Origin of the sequence: Sphingobium aromaticiconvertens (assembly GCF_037154075.1) — a bacterium.
Lineage (GTDB): Bacteria > Pseudomonadota > Alphaproteobacteria > Sphingomonadales > Sphingomonadaceae > Sphingobium > Sphingobium aromaticiconvertens.
The window spans coordinates 4909837-4924449 of record NZ_JBANRJ010000001.1 but is presented as its reverse complement, the minus strand read 5'-3'; the positions used below and the strand labels follow the sequence as shown (position 1 = coordinate 4924449).

At 64.6% G+C, this 14613-nt stretch carries 12 protein-coding genes; 8 read left to right on the top strand and 4 right to left on the bottom strand.

The window, feature by feature from the left end:
* Positions 1–98: 98 nt before the first annotated feature.
* The 4 genes from WFR25_RS23935 to WFR25_RS23920 all read right to left on the bottom strand — a co-directional run bounded on the left by WFR25_RS23935 (position 99) and on the right by WFR25_RS23920 (position 5599).
* Positions 99–890 (bottom strand): TerC family protein, encoded by a 792-nt coding sequence (locus WFR25_RS23935; protein WP_336974316.1) that lies wholly within the window; start codon positions 888–890, stop codon positions 99–101.
* Between the two features lie 175 nt (positions 891–1065).
* Entirely contained in the window at positions 1066–2970 is a 1905-nt protein-coding gene (gene mdoH, locus WFR25_RS23930) for a glucans biosynthesis glucosyltransferase MdoH (RefSeq protein ID WP_336974315.1), read from the bottom strand.
* A gap of 60 nt (positions 2971–3030) precedes the next feature.
* A complete protein-coding gene (locus tag WFR25_RS23925) occupies positions 3031–4536 on the bottom strand; it encodes an OpgD/OpgG family glucan biosynthesis protein (RefSeq protein ID WP_336974313.1) in 1506 nt (501 codons plus the stop codon).
* A gap of 232 nt (positions 4537–4768) precedes the next feature.
* The gene (locus tag WFR25_RS23920) at positions 4769–5599 is read right to left on the bottom strand and encodes a flagellin N-terminal helical domain-containing protein (RefSeq protein WP_336974311.1); all 831 of its coding nucleotides are present in this window, start codon (positions 5597–5599) and stop codon (positions 4769–4771) included.
* A gap of 335 nt (positions 5600–5934) precedes the next feature.
* On the opposite strand from WFR25_RS23920, the gene WFR25_RS23915 reads away from it, so the two are divergent.
* The 8 genes from WFR25_RS23915 to fliK are packed head-to-tail and all read left to right on the top strand — an operon-like array spanning position 5935 to position 14593.
* Positions 5935–7188: a sigma-54 dependent transcriptional regulator gene (locus tag WFR25_RS23915; protein WP_336974309.1), complete on the top strand. Its 1254-nt coding sequence runs from the start codon at positions 5935–5937 to the stop codon at positions 7186–7188.
* Positions 7189–7207: 19 nt separating this feature from the next.
* Complete coding sequence (gene fliE, locus WFR25_RS23910) at positions 7208–7567, top strand: flagellar hook-basal body complex protein FliE (protein WP_336975031.1); 360 nt, start codon at positions 7208–7210, stop codon at positions 7565–7567.
* Between the two features lie 4 nt (positions 7568–7571).
* On the top strand, positions 7572–9317 hold the full coding sequence (gene fliF, locus WFR25_RS23905) for a flagellar basal-body MS-ring/collar protein FliF (RefSeq protein WP_336974308.1): 1746 nt from the start codon (positions 7572–7574) through the stop codon (positions 9315–9317).
* On the top strand, positions 9310–10335 hold the full coding sequence (fliG, locus tag WFR25_RS23900) for a flagellar motor switch protein FliG (RefSeq protein ID WP_336974307.1): 1026 nt from the start codon (positions 9310–9312) through the stop codon (positions 10333–10335). The genes fliF and fliG overlap by 8 nt, the downstream gene beginning before the upstream one ends.
* Complete coding sequence (locus WFR25_RS23895) at positions 10328–10972, top strand: FliH/SctL family protein (RefSeq protein ID WP_419723182.1); 645 nt, start codon at positions 10328–10330, stop codon at positions 10970–10972. Before fliG ends, WFR25_RS23895 begins: the two co-directional genes overlap by 8 nt.
* The gene (locus tag WFR25_RS23890) at positions 10969–12297 is read left to right on the top strand and encodes a FliI/YscN family ATPase (RefSeq protein ID WP_336974305.1); all 1329 of its coding nucleotides are present in this window, start codon (positions 10969–10971) and stop codon (positions 12295–12297) included. Before WFR25_RS23895 ends, WFR25_RS23890 begins: the two co-directional genes overlap by 4 nt.
* Positions 12294–12722 (top strand): hypothetical protein, encoded by a 429-nt coding sequence (locus tag WFR25_RS23885; RefSeq protein ID WP_336974302.1) that lies wholly within the window; start codon positions 12294–12296, stop codon positions 12720–12722. The genes WFR25_RS23890 and WFR25_RS23885 overlap by 4 nt, the downstream gene beginning before the upstream one ends.
* Positions 12719–14593, top strand: coding sequence for a hypothetical protein (fliK, locus tag WFR25_RS23880; protein ID WP_336974301.1), 1875 nt, complete (start codon positions 12719–12721; stop codon positions 14591–14593). The genes WFR25_RS23885 and fliK overlap by 4 nt, the downstream gene beginning before the upstream one ends.
* Positions 14594–14613 lie beyond the last annotated feature (20 nt).

Genomic DNA, 14613 nt, shown 5'->3' with positions numbered 1-14613 from the left:
CGTCACTAGCGCGGACATCAGTATCGTGTCGCACAGGATAAGTTTGTGCCTGTGCCGATCATTGCGGAACATCGATGCCGCATGGGGCCGCCCATGGCCTATCTCTTAGTCGATCGCCGCGCATGTGTCCGTCGGGATAAGATGTTAAGAATCTCGACGAACGTGGAAAAAGCCATGGCAGCATAGATATAGCCTTTCGGCACATGAATCCCGAAGCCGTCGGCAATAAGCACCGCGCCGATCATCAGCAGGAAACCCAACGCCAGCATCACGACGGTAGGATTGCGGGCAATGAAATTGGCCAGCGGATCGGCAGCGAGCAACATGGCTGCCACGGCTACGATCACGGCGATAACCATGATTGCAAGATTGTCGGTCATCCCCACTGCGGTCAGTATGGAGTCCATCGAGAAGATAGCATCGAGCAGGATGATCTGAACGATCGCGCTGCCAAAGGTCAGCGTCGCCGCACCTTTTCGTTTTTCCAGCAGGTCATCGGATTCGACAGGGTCCACAGTATGATGGATTTCCTTAGTGGCTTTCCAGATCAGGAACAGGCCGCCCGCGATCAGGATCAGGTCGCGCCAGGAAAACTGCGTCTCGAACGACGGCAGGCCGTGCTGGTCGAGCGAGCCGACAATGCCAAGATTGAACACCGGCGCGGTCAGGCCGACAATCCATGCGATCATCGACAGCAACGCCAGTCGCATGCCCAATGCCAGCCCGATGCCGATTCGCCGCGCTTTCGCTCGCTGCTGCTCGGGCAGCTTGTTGGTGAGGATCGAGATGAAGACGAGATTGTCGATTCCAAGCACGACCTCCATCACGACAAGGGCGACCAATGCTGCTAGCGCGGTCGGGTCTGTGAAGGCGGTTACGAGATTTTCCATAATTATGTCCTGGGTCAGTTCCGCCCACAGAGCAATGACGGAAGGATGTGACAAACACGCAAATCGGCCAGAAGCTGGAGGAATGGCAGGTTACGGGGCGAGGCAATTCACTCGGATCCGACCATTTCTGGTCCATAGCGGTCGCATTCGGCCCGCTCACCGCAGAACCGATAGTCTACCCATCATTCGCCGGGCTTGGCACCTTGTCCGCCCGACCGATGCGCGGCATGTGACGGTGGCGTAGCGGGCGGTAATTCTGGCTTCGCCACCAGGGATCGGCGACCTGGAACAGTCCGATCCGCTCGCCTGCCTTGCCCAGATCCTTGCGCGCGGTGATTGCCGCCAGCAAAGGTGCGGCGATCAGGCCCGCGACTACCGGGATCATCCAGCCCAGCGCCGAATTGGCCTGAATGGCGATCAGCGTCAGGCCGACGCCCAGCATGATGTGCCATTTGAACAGCCAGATCGCCGAATGGAGCGCCATGCCGTCGCGATCGCGGGTCTGGCCGTTCCAGCTACTCTTGCGGCCCATCAGGATGCCGAAAAGGTTCATGGTCTGGGTCAACATGCTGACCGGCGCCATCAGGATCGACAGGATGAGGTCGACGAACACCCCCATGCTCATCCGTCCCGCGCCGCCAAAGCCGATGCGTCGTGCCGGATCGGCGATCGCCCAGATCATCGCCAATATCTTTGGCCCGAACAGCAACATAGCGGTCAGCGCCAGCAGGCTGCCATCGGGCAGGATCGCGCTGGCTGGCCACAAATTGGCCCATGCGCCGCCCAGCACGACAAGGATCAGCGCCAGCCATAGCGGCGAGGTCAGATAGGCGGAGGCGCCGACCGTGAGCTGGAAGCGGCTGACCGGATGCAGCCCGGCGATCTTCATGATGAGCGGGACATGCTGGATATTGCCCTGACACCAGCGACGATCGCGGGTGAAGAGGTCGGGCATGGCGGGCGGAAACTCCTCGAAACTGTCATCGGCTGTGACCATATGCACGTCCCAGCCGCGCCGCCGCAGCAGCGCCGCCTCGATCATGTCATGGCTCATGATATGGCCACCGAAGGGTGCGCGCCCGCCCAGTTCGGGCAGGCCGCAGCTTTGCGCGAAGGCGCGGACACGGACGATGGCGTTGTGGCCCCAGAACATGCCCTCCGCACCTGCCCACCAGATCATGCCGGCGGCGGAAATCGGACCATAAAGGCGGCTGGCGAATTGCTGCCAGCGCGCGAACAAAGTCGCTGCGCCGACCACGGTGGGGACGGTCTGGATCAGGCCGACATGGGGGTGCCGCTCCATATCGGCGGCAAGGCGGGCCATGGTCTGGCCGCTCATCACGCTGTCAGCGTCCAGCACGATCATATGATCGTAGCCGCCGCCAAAGCGCGTCACCCATTCATGGATATTGCCCGGCTTTCGCCCGGTATTGATCGCGCGGCGGCGATAATGGACGGGGCGGGAAAAGGCGGCGCGCATCTCTTCATAGGCCTGTCGTTCGATCGCGCCATTGTCGATATTGGAATCGGAGAGGATGAAGAATTCGAACCGCTCGCCGCCCATCACCTGCGCCAGCGATCGCTCCATGATCGACAGGCGACCAAGCACGCCCAGAAAATCCTCGTTACACACCGGCAGCAGGATGGCGGTGCGTCCTTTGAGCGGCGCGGACGGCAGGGGCAGGCGCGACACCTTCACCCCGCGCCCCTGACCAATCGTCAGCAGCAGGAATCCGATGAGCGCGGTCGCAAAGCCAAAGGCGATCCAGGCAAAGAGCGGGATGAAAAGCGCGAGATAGACGCCCTCCCAGAAGGAGATGCCATCCAGACCGATGGAACGGCGCATTTCATGCGCGGCCATGGAGGCTGGGATAAGGGCCATGATGACGACCAGCATCCGCCGTGCGAGCACGTCGATGTCCAGCGCCGGGCCGGGCAGCCGTTCGGGCACGGCGCGAAAATCCTGTTCGGGCATGGCGATGGGCGTTTCAGCGGGCACATTCTCATAGGCGCGCGGAGGCGCCGGTGCGTCCTCCCGTCCTTTACCGTGCATCGGCATGGTCCCGCCATTCGCCATCATGGCGTCCTTCTACCCGATCAACCCAATCCAGGTTAACCGCTGATAAAGCCTTGGGTTCCCTCATGCGCCGACGGGATAGTGGACCGTTTCACTGAGCGCCACCCCCTTGCCGCGCAATTGCGCGCGCACATCGGCCGGTCCGGTCCCATCGGGGCGCAGGTCGAGGACCATGCGATAGAGGCCCGGCTGCCCCAATACCGGATAGCCTGCTTTCTTGATGAGCGTCCCGTCAGTGATTTCGGCCCACACATCCGGCTTGGTACCCTCTGCGATACCGGCCCCGATACTGGCCCCGATACCGGCAAAGTCCACGACCAGCCGGGTCGCGCCCGCTTCGCTCGACGTGCCGCGCCAGATGTTGACGACCCGTGCTATCGCAGGAGTGGGGGCGGGTTCGGTCGATCCCCAGTTCAGGCTATAGGTGACGTTGATCCGTTTGCCGGGGCGAACGGCGGCGGCGGGTGTCCAGTAGCAGACGACATTATCGGTATATTCGCTGTCTGTCTGAAATTCGAAGAGCCGGACCTGCCCCGTGCCCAGCGCTGAGCCGGGCGTCGCCCAGAGGGAGGGGCGGCGGTCGTAGAAGACGCCGTCATCCTGATAGTGGTCGAAATCCCGGTCCCGCTGGATCAGGCCAAAGCCCTTGGGGTTGCGTTCGGCAAAGACGCTGGTGTGCGCCGCTTTGGGATTGATGAGCGGCCGGGCATGGGCGCTGCCGTCCGCCGCGCGATAGGCCATGATGTCCGAGTCATGGATTTCCGGCCGCCAGTCCGTGCCCACCGTGCGGTTCGCCTGATCATACCAGAACATGCTGGTCATCGCCATCAGCCCCAGTTCCGGGATTGCGCGGCGCGGGAAGAGGGCGGCCGTCACATCCTGCGTCACGCCGTTTTTGCCGAAGCGATTGACGAAGCGGAAGGCGCCGGTGATCGACGCCCCGTCCAGCAGGGCGTGAACGGTGAGCGTGTCGGCCGCCGTTCGTTCCAGCCAGAAACGGGTGAAGCGCGGAAACTCCTCGTCGCCCTTGCTGGTGTTGATGGCGATGGCGCGGGCGGACAGGCCATATTGTTTCTGCGCGCCCGCCGCGCGGAAATAGCTGGCCCCCAGAAACGCCAGCCAATCGGCATCGCGGGCGGCGTTCATTACGCGGAAGCCCGCGAAACCGGCGTCGGCGCCAAGCGCTGCGACCGCATTGCCCGCCGGTGCGTCGAACAGGGTGGGATCGTAGCGCATTTCGCGTGCGCGACCCTTTTCGACGATATGGATGGTCACTGGTTGCGGCGCGGTGCCGCTTAAGGGGAAGAAGCGGACGGCGACATCACCGGGCAGGTCGCCCCACAGCGTGCGTTCGTCACGGAACCGCGCCTGATGGAGCGCGTCATAACCGACCTTCTCCGCGCCGGGATAGGCAGGCGTTGCAACAAAGGGCGTTCGCCCAAGCCGTTGGGCCATGCCGACCAGCGCCTCCCAGGAAAAGGGGACGTCATCCTGCGCCAGCAGGGTAGAGGGCAGCAACAGGGCCGCGCCGGAAGCCGCGATCATGGCGCGGCGATCTATCATGGTCATGCCCCCATCTTGGAGCCATGGCGCCGCATTGCAAGCATGCTGGCGATGGAAAGAGGCGCTGCGCTGCCGGAACGCTGTAAATGGATGAAGCCTCCGCCCGGGGGGACGGAGGCTTCGTTTTGGTCGTTCGATCGAAGTCGTTACCCTGGCACGGTGGGGACCGTTAATGTGCCGGGAAACATGATCGGCTGCAAGGTGACCAAACCTCAGCCGATCAATTCATGCCTGCCGCTTAGCGGAGCAGGCTCATCACGCCCTGCTGGCTCTGGTTGGCCTGGGCCAGCATCGCGGTCGACGCCTGGCTGAGGATCTGCGCCTTTGCGAGGGCGGTCGATTCTGCCGAGAAGTCGGCATCTTCGATGCGGCTGCGGGCGTCGGTCAGGTTGGCGACATTGTTGTTCAGGTTGTTGACCGTCGATTCCAGGCGGTTCTGCACGGCACCCAGTTCAGCGCGCTTGGTTGCCACCGTTTCCAGCGCCGTATCATAGGCGGCGAGGTCAGCAGCCACGAAGGCGGGGGCAGCGACGGTGCCGCTCAGTGCGCCGCCGGCTGCGGTGGCGACGGCCGTCAGGTCGAGCAGGCCCAGCGTGATGGTGACCGAGTCCGAAGCATTGGCGCCCGCTTGGACAACAACGGAGGGGGTGGCTGCCGTGAACAGTTTTTTGCCGTTGAACTCGGTATTGGTGATGACGTCGTTGATCTGCTTGCCGAGTTCGTCGATTTCGGTCTTGACGTTGGCCTGCGCCTTGGTGTCGTTGGTGCCGTTAAGGCCCTGGACCGTCAGTTCACGCATACGCTGCATCATGTTGGTGACTTCGCCCAGCGCGCCTTCAGCGGTCTGCGCCAGCGAGATGCCGTCATTGGCGTTGCGGATGCCCTGGGTCATGCCACGCACCTGAGCCGTCATCTTGGAGGCGATGGCGAGGCCGGCGGCGTCGTCCTTCGCGCTGTTGATGCGCTTGCCGGTCGACAGGCGTTCCATCGCGGTCGAGAGCGACTTGTTGGCAGCGGTCGATGCATTGGTCGAGCGCAGAGCGGCGGTGTTGGTTCCGATAACAGTCATGGGGTTTCCCTTTCCATTCACTTCAAGATCAGGTCGCTGCCATGCTGTGTGCTTGCGGCCTCAGGGGGAATAACGACAGGGGGAAAAGTTGCTTTAGGGGGGCGTCCATTTTTTTGTTGGAGCCAAGCATTTTTCGGCCCTCCACGCGCGCGCATAGTATCTAGAGTGCGCTATCGGACGGATGTTGCGGGGCAAGGGCGGAAAAAAATTGCCGCTATGCGGCAAGCCGACCGGCAATTTAACTCTTTGATAACCACAAACGGGCAGATTGATCTCATCGAAGGAGGGCCGGGATGTGCGGGGGCACGGAACGGACCGACATATGGGGACTGTTAATGCCATCACTGGACATGAGTCACAGGGTCTGCGCGCTCGTACCGGGTTTGCAGCACTGGCTCGAAAATGCCTTTTACGACGTCCGGCTGGTGGATGCCGCCTCCCCGCGTGAAAAGGGTGAGGCGCGGGTGCTGCTGACGACCGAGATCGCGCATGCCACCCATCGCGACATATTGATCGACGTGCGCGAGGGCACGCCATCCTTGCTGCATGCTGCAAATGGCTTGCCCGCCCGCATCGCCTTTGGCCTTGAGGATATGGGCTTTGCCTTTGCCCTGATCGCTGAACTGGTGCGTGGCTCCATCCCGGCGGTCGGTGATCCGTCCAGCGCCCGTTTGATGACGTTGGCCAGCCGCATCGCCCGCAGCGACGCCACCGTGCTTATTCAGGGGGACACCGGCACCGGCAAGGAAGGCATGGCGCGCTTCCTTCACGCCCAGTCGGGCCGCTCGGGCCGCGACTTCATCGCCGTCAACTGCGCGGCGCTCCCCGAAACCATGATGGAAGCGATGCTGTTCGGGCATCGCAAGGGCAGCTTCACGGGCGCGGCCAATGCGTCGGAAGGCCTGTTCCTGGCCGCAGACGGCGGGACGCTGTTCCTCGACGAAATCGCCGAACTGCCCCTGACGCTGCAAGCCAAGCTGCTCCGCGCGTTGCAGGAAGGCGAAGTCCTCCCTGTCGGCGCGACCCACCCGGTGCCCGTCAACGTCCGCGTCATTGCCGCGTGCAACCGCAACCTTGCCGCCGAATGCGCGGCGGGGCGGTTCCGCGAGGATCTGTACTGGCGCCTCAACGTCATGCCGCTGGAGCTGCGCCCGCTGGTCGAGCGTCGCGGCGACATCGCCGCCATCGCCGCCGCGCTGCTGCTGCGTCAGCAGGATGCGGCAAACGCCTCCTTCGTCTGGCCGACGGCGCAGGCGATGGAAAAGCTGGTCCACCATATCTGGCCGGGCAATGCCCGCGAGTTGGGCAACGTCCTTCAGCGCGCGATCGTGTTGCGCGAGGGCGACCGGATCGAGGCCGAAGACCTGAACATCACCGCCGCGCCGCAGCCGGTGCGGCTGGTCACGACCCCCGTCTCGTCCGCGCCCGTCCGTCTTCAGGATGTGGCGCGCCATTCGAAGCTGGAAGCGATCCGCCACGCCCTGCGCGAAACGGATGGCCACCGCGCCGCCGCCGCCCGCAAGCTGGGCATTTCCGAACGCACCTTGCGCTATCGGCTTGCCGAGATGCGCGAGCTGGCCGCAGCATAAGGGGGCGTAGATCATGGCGATCAACGGCATATCCTCAGCGGACAATGTGATGGCGATCCGCAACGCCATCCTGCAAAAAAACGCGGCCCTGCGCGACGTCGCGCAGACCGGCAATGCCGGGGGTGCAGCCGGGATCGGCGGCGCGGATGCAACCAAGCCGGGCAATTTCACCCAGGCGCTGCAATCCGCGCTGGAGCAGGTCAACGGTCTGCAAGCCCAGGCGGGCGAGGCGGCCACCGCGTTCGAACGTGGCGAAACCACGGATATCGCGGCGGTCATGCTGTCCAAGCAGCAGGCCTCTGTCGGCTTCGAGGCGACCCTTCAGGTCCGCAACAAACTCCTGTCCGCCTACAAGGACATCATGAGCATGCCGGTATAATGATATGAGCGACAACGCACTCACCATCGATGGCGGCGCTGCCGCCCGGCCGGCGCTTCCCGCCACCACCCTGCCTACGGGCGTGGGCGGCGTCGACGCCATGCGCGCCCGTTTCATGGGTCTTATCAAACAGCCCGCCGTGGCCAAAAGCCTGCCCATGATGGGCCTGCTGGGTGTCGTTGCGGCGGCTGGCCTTGCCTGGATGGCGCTGCGCGAACCGCCGCAGCGCGACCTGTTCCGTGGCTTGCCCGATACCGACAAGTCGGCGGTCGCGCAGGTGCTGGATCAGAATGGCGTGCCCTATGGCTTTGACAGCTCGGGCGCGATGACGGTCGGCGAAGATGATTATTTCAAGGCCAAGATGATGCTGGCCGCACAGGGGCTGCCCAAGAGCGCGCCTGACGGCAACAGCATGATCGACAGCCTGCCGATGGGCGCCAGCCGCGCGGTGGAGGGCGAAAAGCTGCGCTCTGCCCGTGAAATGGACCTTGCCCGCACGATCGAGGCGATCGACAATGTCGAAAGCGCCAAGGTGCATCTGGCGGTCGAACCGCCCAGCGTTTTCCTGCGCGACCGGGTCAAGCCATCCGCGTCGATCATGCTGCGCCTTGCCAGCGGCCGAACCCTGTCCGACGCGCAGGTCAGCGCCATCGTGCATCTGGTCGCGTCCTCGGTCCCCGAACTCAATCCGGGCGACATTTCGCTGGTCGATCAAAACGGCCGCCTGCTGAGCGACAACGACAGCAATGCGGGCGATGACCGGCAACTGGCGGTCCAGACCAAGATCGAGGATCGCTATCGCCAGTCGGTGATGGCCTTGCTGACGCCGATCCTGGGCACCGACAAATTCTCCGCCGAGGTGCATGCTGAACTCAATTTCGCCGAACGTCAGGCAACCCGCGAAACCTATCCGCAGGATGAGGCGCGGTTGCGCGTCGAAACCGGTAGCTGGGCGTCAGACGAGCGTGGCGGCAAGGGTGGCGAGGCGGGAGGCATTCCCGGTGCGCTGAGCAATCAGGCGCCGGTCAACCCGACTACCACCGCGACTAACCCCAACGGGCAAGCCGTGCAGCAGGGGCAGGCGACAGCCGAAGCCCAGCCCGGCACGCCGCCCAATCCGCTGATGAAGACGCAGGAGACCTTCAACCGCAGCTTCGAGCTTGGCCGTGAAGTGTCCGTCACTCGCGACGCGGTAGGCACCGTCAAGCGGCTGTCGGTCGCCGTCGCGCTCGACAATGGCGCCGATGGTAAGCCGCGCGGCCCGCAGGAAATCGCGGCGCTCGAAGCCCTGGTGAAGGGCGCAGTCGGTTTCGATCAGGCGCGCGGTGACGTGGTTGCCCTCTCCTCGCGCAGCTTCATCAAGCCGGTCGAGGAAGTCGCGCCCTGGTATGAGGCCGACTGGGTATCGCCACTGGTGCGCAATGTGTCGGCCCTGCTGGTCGCCCTGTTGCTGATCTTCGGCATCGGTCGCCCGCTGCTCAAGCGCCGGGCGGTCGCGAAAGAGGAGGCCGCTACTGAGGTCGCGGAACAGGGCCAGCGCCTTGGCCGTGAGATTTCGACCGAAATGACCCGCTCGGCGGTGCAGGAACCCGACCCCGCGCGCCCGGTGACGCTCGACATGATCTCCTCCACTCATGACTATGCCCAGCGCGCCGACCTCATTCGCAATTTCGTGAAGCAGGACCCCGACCGCGCCGCCCTGGTCGTCCGCGACCTCCTGAAAGAAGGAAAGGCGAAGGAAAATGCCTGAGGCTGCTGAAGATACCATGCCGCAGCCAGCCCTCAAGGGCAGCGCCGCCGCCGCCGTCCTGCTGATGCTGTTCAACGAGGACGAGGCCGCGCAAATCCTGTCGCGCCTTGAACCCGACGAAGTCCGCCAACTGGGCTATGCCATGTACGATGTCGCCGATGTCGAGGTTTCGGAAGTGAACGAGGCGCTCGACCATTTCGTCAACAAGGCGAAGAAGCGCACCACCATCGGCTATGGCGCGACCCGGCATATCCGGGGCGCCATGACCAAGGCGTTGGGCGAGGAGCGGGCCGAGAATATGCTGGCGCGGATCACGCCGCCGACGCGTTCGACCCAGCTTGAAATGCTGAAATGGATGGATGCCAAGGAAATCGCGGCGCTCATAGAACTGGAGCATCCGCAGATCATGGCGATCGTGCTGGCGCATCTGGACGCGCCGGTCGCAGCCGACGTGCTGCAACTGCTGCCGACCGAATATCAGGAAGAGATCGTCTATCGCATCGCGACGCTGGGTCCGGTCGCGGGCGAGGCGCTGGATGATCTTGAGCAGTTGTTGCTGCGCGGGTCGCCGGCCAAGAAGCAGGGCGCGGCTTCCCAGCGGGGTGGCACGATCGAGGCGGCGGCAATCATGAACAATGTCCGCAAGGACAATGAGCAGCGGATCATCAAGGCGCTGGCCAAGCGTGACAAGATCATCGCCCAGACCATCGAGGAGGAGATGTTCGTCTTCGACAACCTCATCGACATGGACGAAAAGAATATGGGTACGTTGATGCGCACGGTCGACAGCCAGGTGCTGGTCGTGGCGCTCAAGGGCGCAAACGACATGCTCAAGGGCAAGATCTTCCGCTCCATGTCCGCCCGCGCCGCGCAGTCGATCGCCGACGAGATCGAGGAACGTGGGCCGATGCGTCTGGCCGAAGTCATCGACGCGCAGAAACTGATCATCGCCACCGCGCGCCGCATGGCCGACGCGGGAACCATCATGCTGGGTGGCAAGGGGAACGACTTTGTCTAGGATCTGGGGCGCCGAGCATATGGGCGACATCGCCAGCATCGGCATCGGCGCAATGCTGGGCACGGCGGAGGGGGGCTTCCGCAGCCTCTATTCCGCCCCTCCGGGCGCGCAGACGGCGACGATGCGCGCCGCGCCGATGATGGACGTGGACGATGAGGGCGACGCGGTCGAGCGCGCCCGGATCGAAGGCTTTACCCATGGCTTCGATGAAGGCTGCCGGGTGACGCGCGAGTCCGATACGGCGGAGAATGACGCCGCCCATCGGCTGGCCGAGGCGCTGGAACTGCTGGCGCCTGCGCCATCGGGCACGCTGTCCTCCATGCTGTCGGCGGCGGTCATCCGGCTGGTCGAGCAGATTGTGGGCGAGGTGGAGATTGACGCCGGGCTGCTGCAATCGCGTTGCGATGCCGTCGCGTCCATGGTCGAGGAAGGCGAGAAGCAGGGCGCCTTGCACCTGCATCCCGACGACCTGTCGCTGGTCGATCATGCTGATCTGGGCGTGCGTGTCGTTGCCGATGCGCAGATGAAGCGCGGTTGCGTGCGGCTCGACACGGCCGATGGCTGGATAGAGGATGGGCCGGACGTGCGCCTCGCCCGCCTCTATGCCATGCTCGCCGATATGGAAGGGCGTCCATGATCCGCGCTGCGCTGGCGCAGGCGGAAGGCCTGTTCGACCATCTCCAGATTCAAAACCAGAAGCCCCGCCATGTCGGACGCCTGTCCAGCCATGACGCCGGAATGCTGGAAGTCACCGGTTTTCGCCGCCCCATAGGCGCGGGCGCGCGGGTGATCGCCAGTGACGGCACGATCTGCCGGGCGGAGGTTGTGGGCTTTCGCGGCGACCGCACGTTGCTGGTGCCGCTCGACAATGACGCGCCGCTGGAAAATGGCGCGCGGGTCGAACCCGATGCCCAGGCCAATATGGTGCAGGTGGGCGAGGGGCTGATTGGCCGCGTCATCGACGCGATGGGCCAGCCGCTCGACCGCAAGGGACCGATTATCGCCGGGGGCATCTGGCCCTTGAACGGGGTCAAAGGCAATGTCCTCGACCGTGGGCGCGTCACCGAGCCTTTCGACCTTGGCGTGCGCGCGGTCAACGCGCTGCTGACCGCCGGGCGGGGCCAGCGCATCGCCATCATCGCCGGGTCGGGCGTCGGCAAGTCGGTCCTGATGGGCCAGATGATCAACGGGGCAGAGGCCGACATCGTCGTCGTAGGCCTGATCGGCGAGCGTGGACGCGAAGTCAGCGACTTTCTGGAAACCAAGCTCAAAAATACGATGCACAAGAGCATCGTCGTCGCGGTGCCCGCCGACCATCCGCCGGTGCTGCGCCTGCGCGCCGCTGCGCGCGCCACCGCCATCGCCGAATATTTCCGCGCACGCGGCAAGAAAGTGCTGCTGTTGATCGACAGCCTGACCCGCTGCGCCCATGCCCAGCGCGAAATCGGCCTGGCGCTGGGTGAACCGCCCGCGATGAAGGGCTATCCGCCCTCCGCTTTGTCGCTCATTCCGCGCCTCGTCGAGCGGGCGGGCGTCGATGTGCGCTCGGGCGGGTCGATCACCGCGCTCTACACCGTGCTGGCTGATGGCGACGATACCGACGATCCGATCGTGGACGCCGCCCGCGCCATTGTCGACGGGCATTTCGTGCTGTCGCGGCACCTGTCCGAACAGGCGATCTTCCCGGCGATCGACATTGGCAAGTCGCTCTCGCGCGTGATGGCCGATGTGGTGGATCGCGAGCATCTTGCCGCCGCTGCCGCCTATCGCCGCCTGTGGGCCGCCTATGAAGAAAATCGCGACCTCATCCTGATGGGCGCCTATCGTCCCGGCAATGATCCGGTGATCGATGAGGCGGTGCAGCGGCGTCAGGAAATCCTCGATTTCCTGCGGCAGGATCAGAAAAGCCGCATCGACTTCGACACCAGCGCGGGCGCGCTGATGCGTGAGTTTGGCGCATGAAGGGGATGCTCAACCGCCGCCATCGCGTGCTGCGCGTGCGTCATGTCCAGCATAGCATGGCCATGGCGGAAACCGTTCGCGCGCAGGATGAAGCCAACAGCATTGCCCATAATGCCGACCGCCTGCGGGCCGTGCGCGCCGACCTGTTCCGTTCCGAGGGAGAGGCGACCGGTGCGTCCTTTGCGGCGATGCAGGAACTTGCCTCGCGGCTTGAGCAGGCCGGGCGGCAACTGGATGGCGCGCTCTACGATGCGCGGCGCAAGGTGGAGGCCAAGCAGCATCTGAGCGTCGCCGCCAGTCGCGAGCGCGAAATTGCCAGCCGCCTCAAGGAGCGCGCGCATGCGCAGCTTGAGGCATGGCGTGAGAACAGACTGGCGGCGCTCCCGCGCTATCGCCGGATGCAAGCACGGGGGGTGCCCGAATGACCATGATGTCCAGCCTGAAGGCCTTTCTGTTCGCGTCACCTGCTCATGGAGCGATGATTGGAACGGCTGCGGTACCATCCGCAGGTGGAGAGGGGGGCGATTTTGCCGCTTTGCTTGGCGGGATCGCGCAGACCCCTGCTGCGGCCGGTCCGGGTGGCGCATTGCCGATGCCCAACCCTGTCTTGCCGGTACCGGCCGAGGGCGAAGCGCGCGCGCTGCCGTTGGACGCGAAGGCGTCGCCGCCTGTCGATCCTTTGGCACTGCCGCCCGGTGCCGGCCTTCCTGTCGAAGCGCCTGATCTGTCCACTCCGATGGTCGCTCCTGCGCCGGTCCCGAGGATCGCTGATACAGAGGCACCCATTCTCATGGGGCGGCCCGAGGTAGCGATCGCTGAGACTGAAGGCGAGACGACGCCGGTCGAAGCCGACGAGGATGCGGATCAGCCAAAGCCGGATGCTGGCGAAGCCATGCCCATCGTGCCTGCCGCCACCACGGCTCAGCCCGCGCTGCCCATCGTGCTGCCGCCTGGTTCTGCCATTCCTGCGATGCCCGAGCCGCTGGAAGCAAAGCTTGTAACGACGGCTGTGGCCGGTAAGAGCGACCAGAGCCTTCCGCCCGCATCCCTCCCGCCAGCCGTCGAAGGATCGCGACCCCCGGCTTCGCCCGAAAGATCGTTGCCTTCGTCGGATGCGCCGCAAGCAGAAGCAGCGCCGCAGGACTATGTGCCCGCAGCCCCGGCTGCCCGTCCAGCTCGCGGCAATGCAACCGGCCCAGTCCTATCTGGCGAGGCAATAGCGGTTGGCAGGCCTGCCATGAAGGCGTCGGTAAAGGTGCCGCAATCAGCGCCAGCCGCGCTGCCCGTGATGCAGCAGGTGCCGACCACGACGGCGGTCCCTGTCGCTTCACCGATGGTCGCGCCGATCATGGTGTCGACCACCATCGGGACGCCCGCGAAAGAACCCGCGCTGTCCGTGCTGAGTGATGTTCCCGCCATCGATAGGCCGGTCGATGTTACGACCCAGCCGATCGCCATGCCGGTGCAGAACGCATCTGCGACCGTAAAGTCGGAAGCACTGAGCCTGCTCCAGCTGGTGCGCGAGCATTTCGTCCGGCGCGAGGGCGGTGCATCGACGGAGAGGGCCTCGCCCGTCGCTGCCCCTCGCACAGCCGATCCGGTTGTTGCCGACAGTGCTCCCGCCGCGTCCCTCGTCACACTCGCTCCAGCCCCGGCCATCGCATCTGCGCCCGCAGTCGCTATCGGCCCGATCCAGGCTATGCCAGCGGCCGTCGATCTGGGCGGGACGATTGCCGGGCAGATCGTCGATATGGGCGTGCAGGGACAGTGGATCGACGGTCTGGCTAAGGACATCGCCAGCTTATCCAGCATTGGCGCGCAGGGCCGGTTCCAGATTCGTTCCGATCATCTGGGCGCGGTGCAGGTCGATATCCGGCCGGGCGCCACGGGCGCCTCGGTCAGCCTGACCGTCGCGAGCGACGCCGCGCAGCAGGCGTTGCAGGCCGATGGCGACCGCCTGATCGCGGACGCGGCGCTTGTCGCGATGAAGATCACGGACCTGCGGGTCGAGCGTGGGACGATCAGCGAAGCGCAACGTTCCGACAGTGCGGGGCAGCAGCAGTCAGGGTCCAATAGCCAGTCCCAGAATCAGACCCAGAACGGGTCGCAGGCGATGGGTCAGGGCCAGGGACAGGGCCTCTCACAAGGCATGGGCCAGAACCGCTCCGGCCATCGTGATAATTTTTCCGGCAACCATAAAACCGGGCCGGACTCTGCCGTTCTACCCCAAGCAGACTCGCGCGAGGGCGAGGCGACAGGTGCGCGTCGAGCCGCCAGCCGCGCTCGCTATGCGTGAGTCGGGGACCAATCAGGGGA

What these genes read in the sequence shown, in the direction of transcription:
- WFR25_RS23935 (WP_336974316.1), bottom strand. Translation starts at nt 890, where the DNA reads ATGGAAAATCTCGTAACCGCCTTCACAGACCCGACCGCGCTAGCAGCA.
- mdoH (WP_336974315.1), bottom strand. Translation starts at nt 2,970, where the DNA reads ATGATGGCGAATGGCGGGACCATGCCGATGCACGGTAAAGGACGGGAG.
- WFR25_RS23925 (WP_336974313.1), bottom strand. Translation starts at nt 4,536, where the DNA reads ATGACCATGATAGATCGCCGCGCCATGATCGCGGCTTCCGGCGCGGCC.
- WFR25_RS23920 (WP_336974311.1), bottom strand. Translation starts at nt 5,599, where the DNA reads ATGACTGTTATCGGAACCAACACCGCCGCTCTGCGCTCGACCAATGCA.
- WFR25_RS23915 (WP_336974309.1), top strand. Translation starts at nt 5,935, where the DNA reads ATGCCATCACTGGACATGAGTCACAGGGTCTGCGCGCTCGTACCGGGT.
- fliF (WP_336974308.1), top strand. Translation starts at nt 7,572, where the DNA reads ATGAGCGACAACGCACTCACCATCGATGGCGGCGCTGCCGCCCGGCCG.
- fliG (WP_336974307.1), top strand. Translation starts at nt 9,310, where the DNA reads ATGCCTGAGGCTGCTGAAGATACCATGCCGCAGCCAGCCCTCAAGGGC.
- WFR25_RS23890 (WP_336974305.1), top strand. Translation starts at nt 10,969, where the DNA reads ATGATCCGCGCTGCGCTGGCGCAGGCGGAAGGCCTGTTCGACCATCTC.
- WFR25_RS23885 (WP_336974302.1), top strand. Translation starts at nt 12,294, where the DNA reads ATGAAGGGGATGCTCAACCGCCGCCATCGCGTGCTGCGCGTGCGTCAT.
- fliK (WP_336974301.1), top strand. Translation starts at nt 12,719, where the DNA reads ATGACCATGATGTCCAGCCTGAAGGCCTTTCTGTTCGCGTCACCTGCT.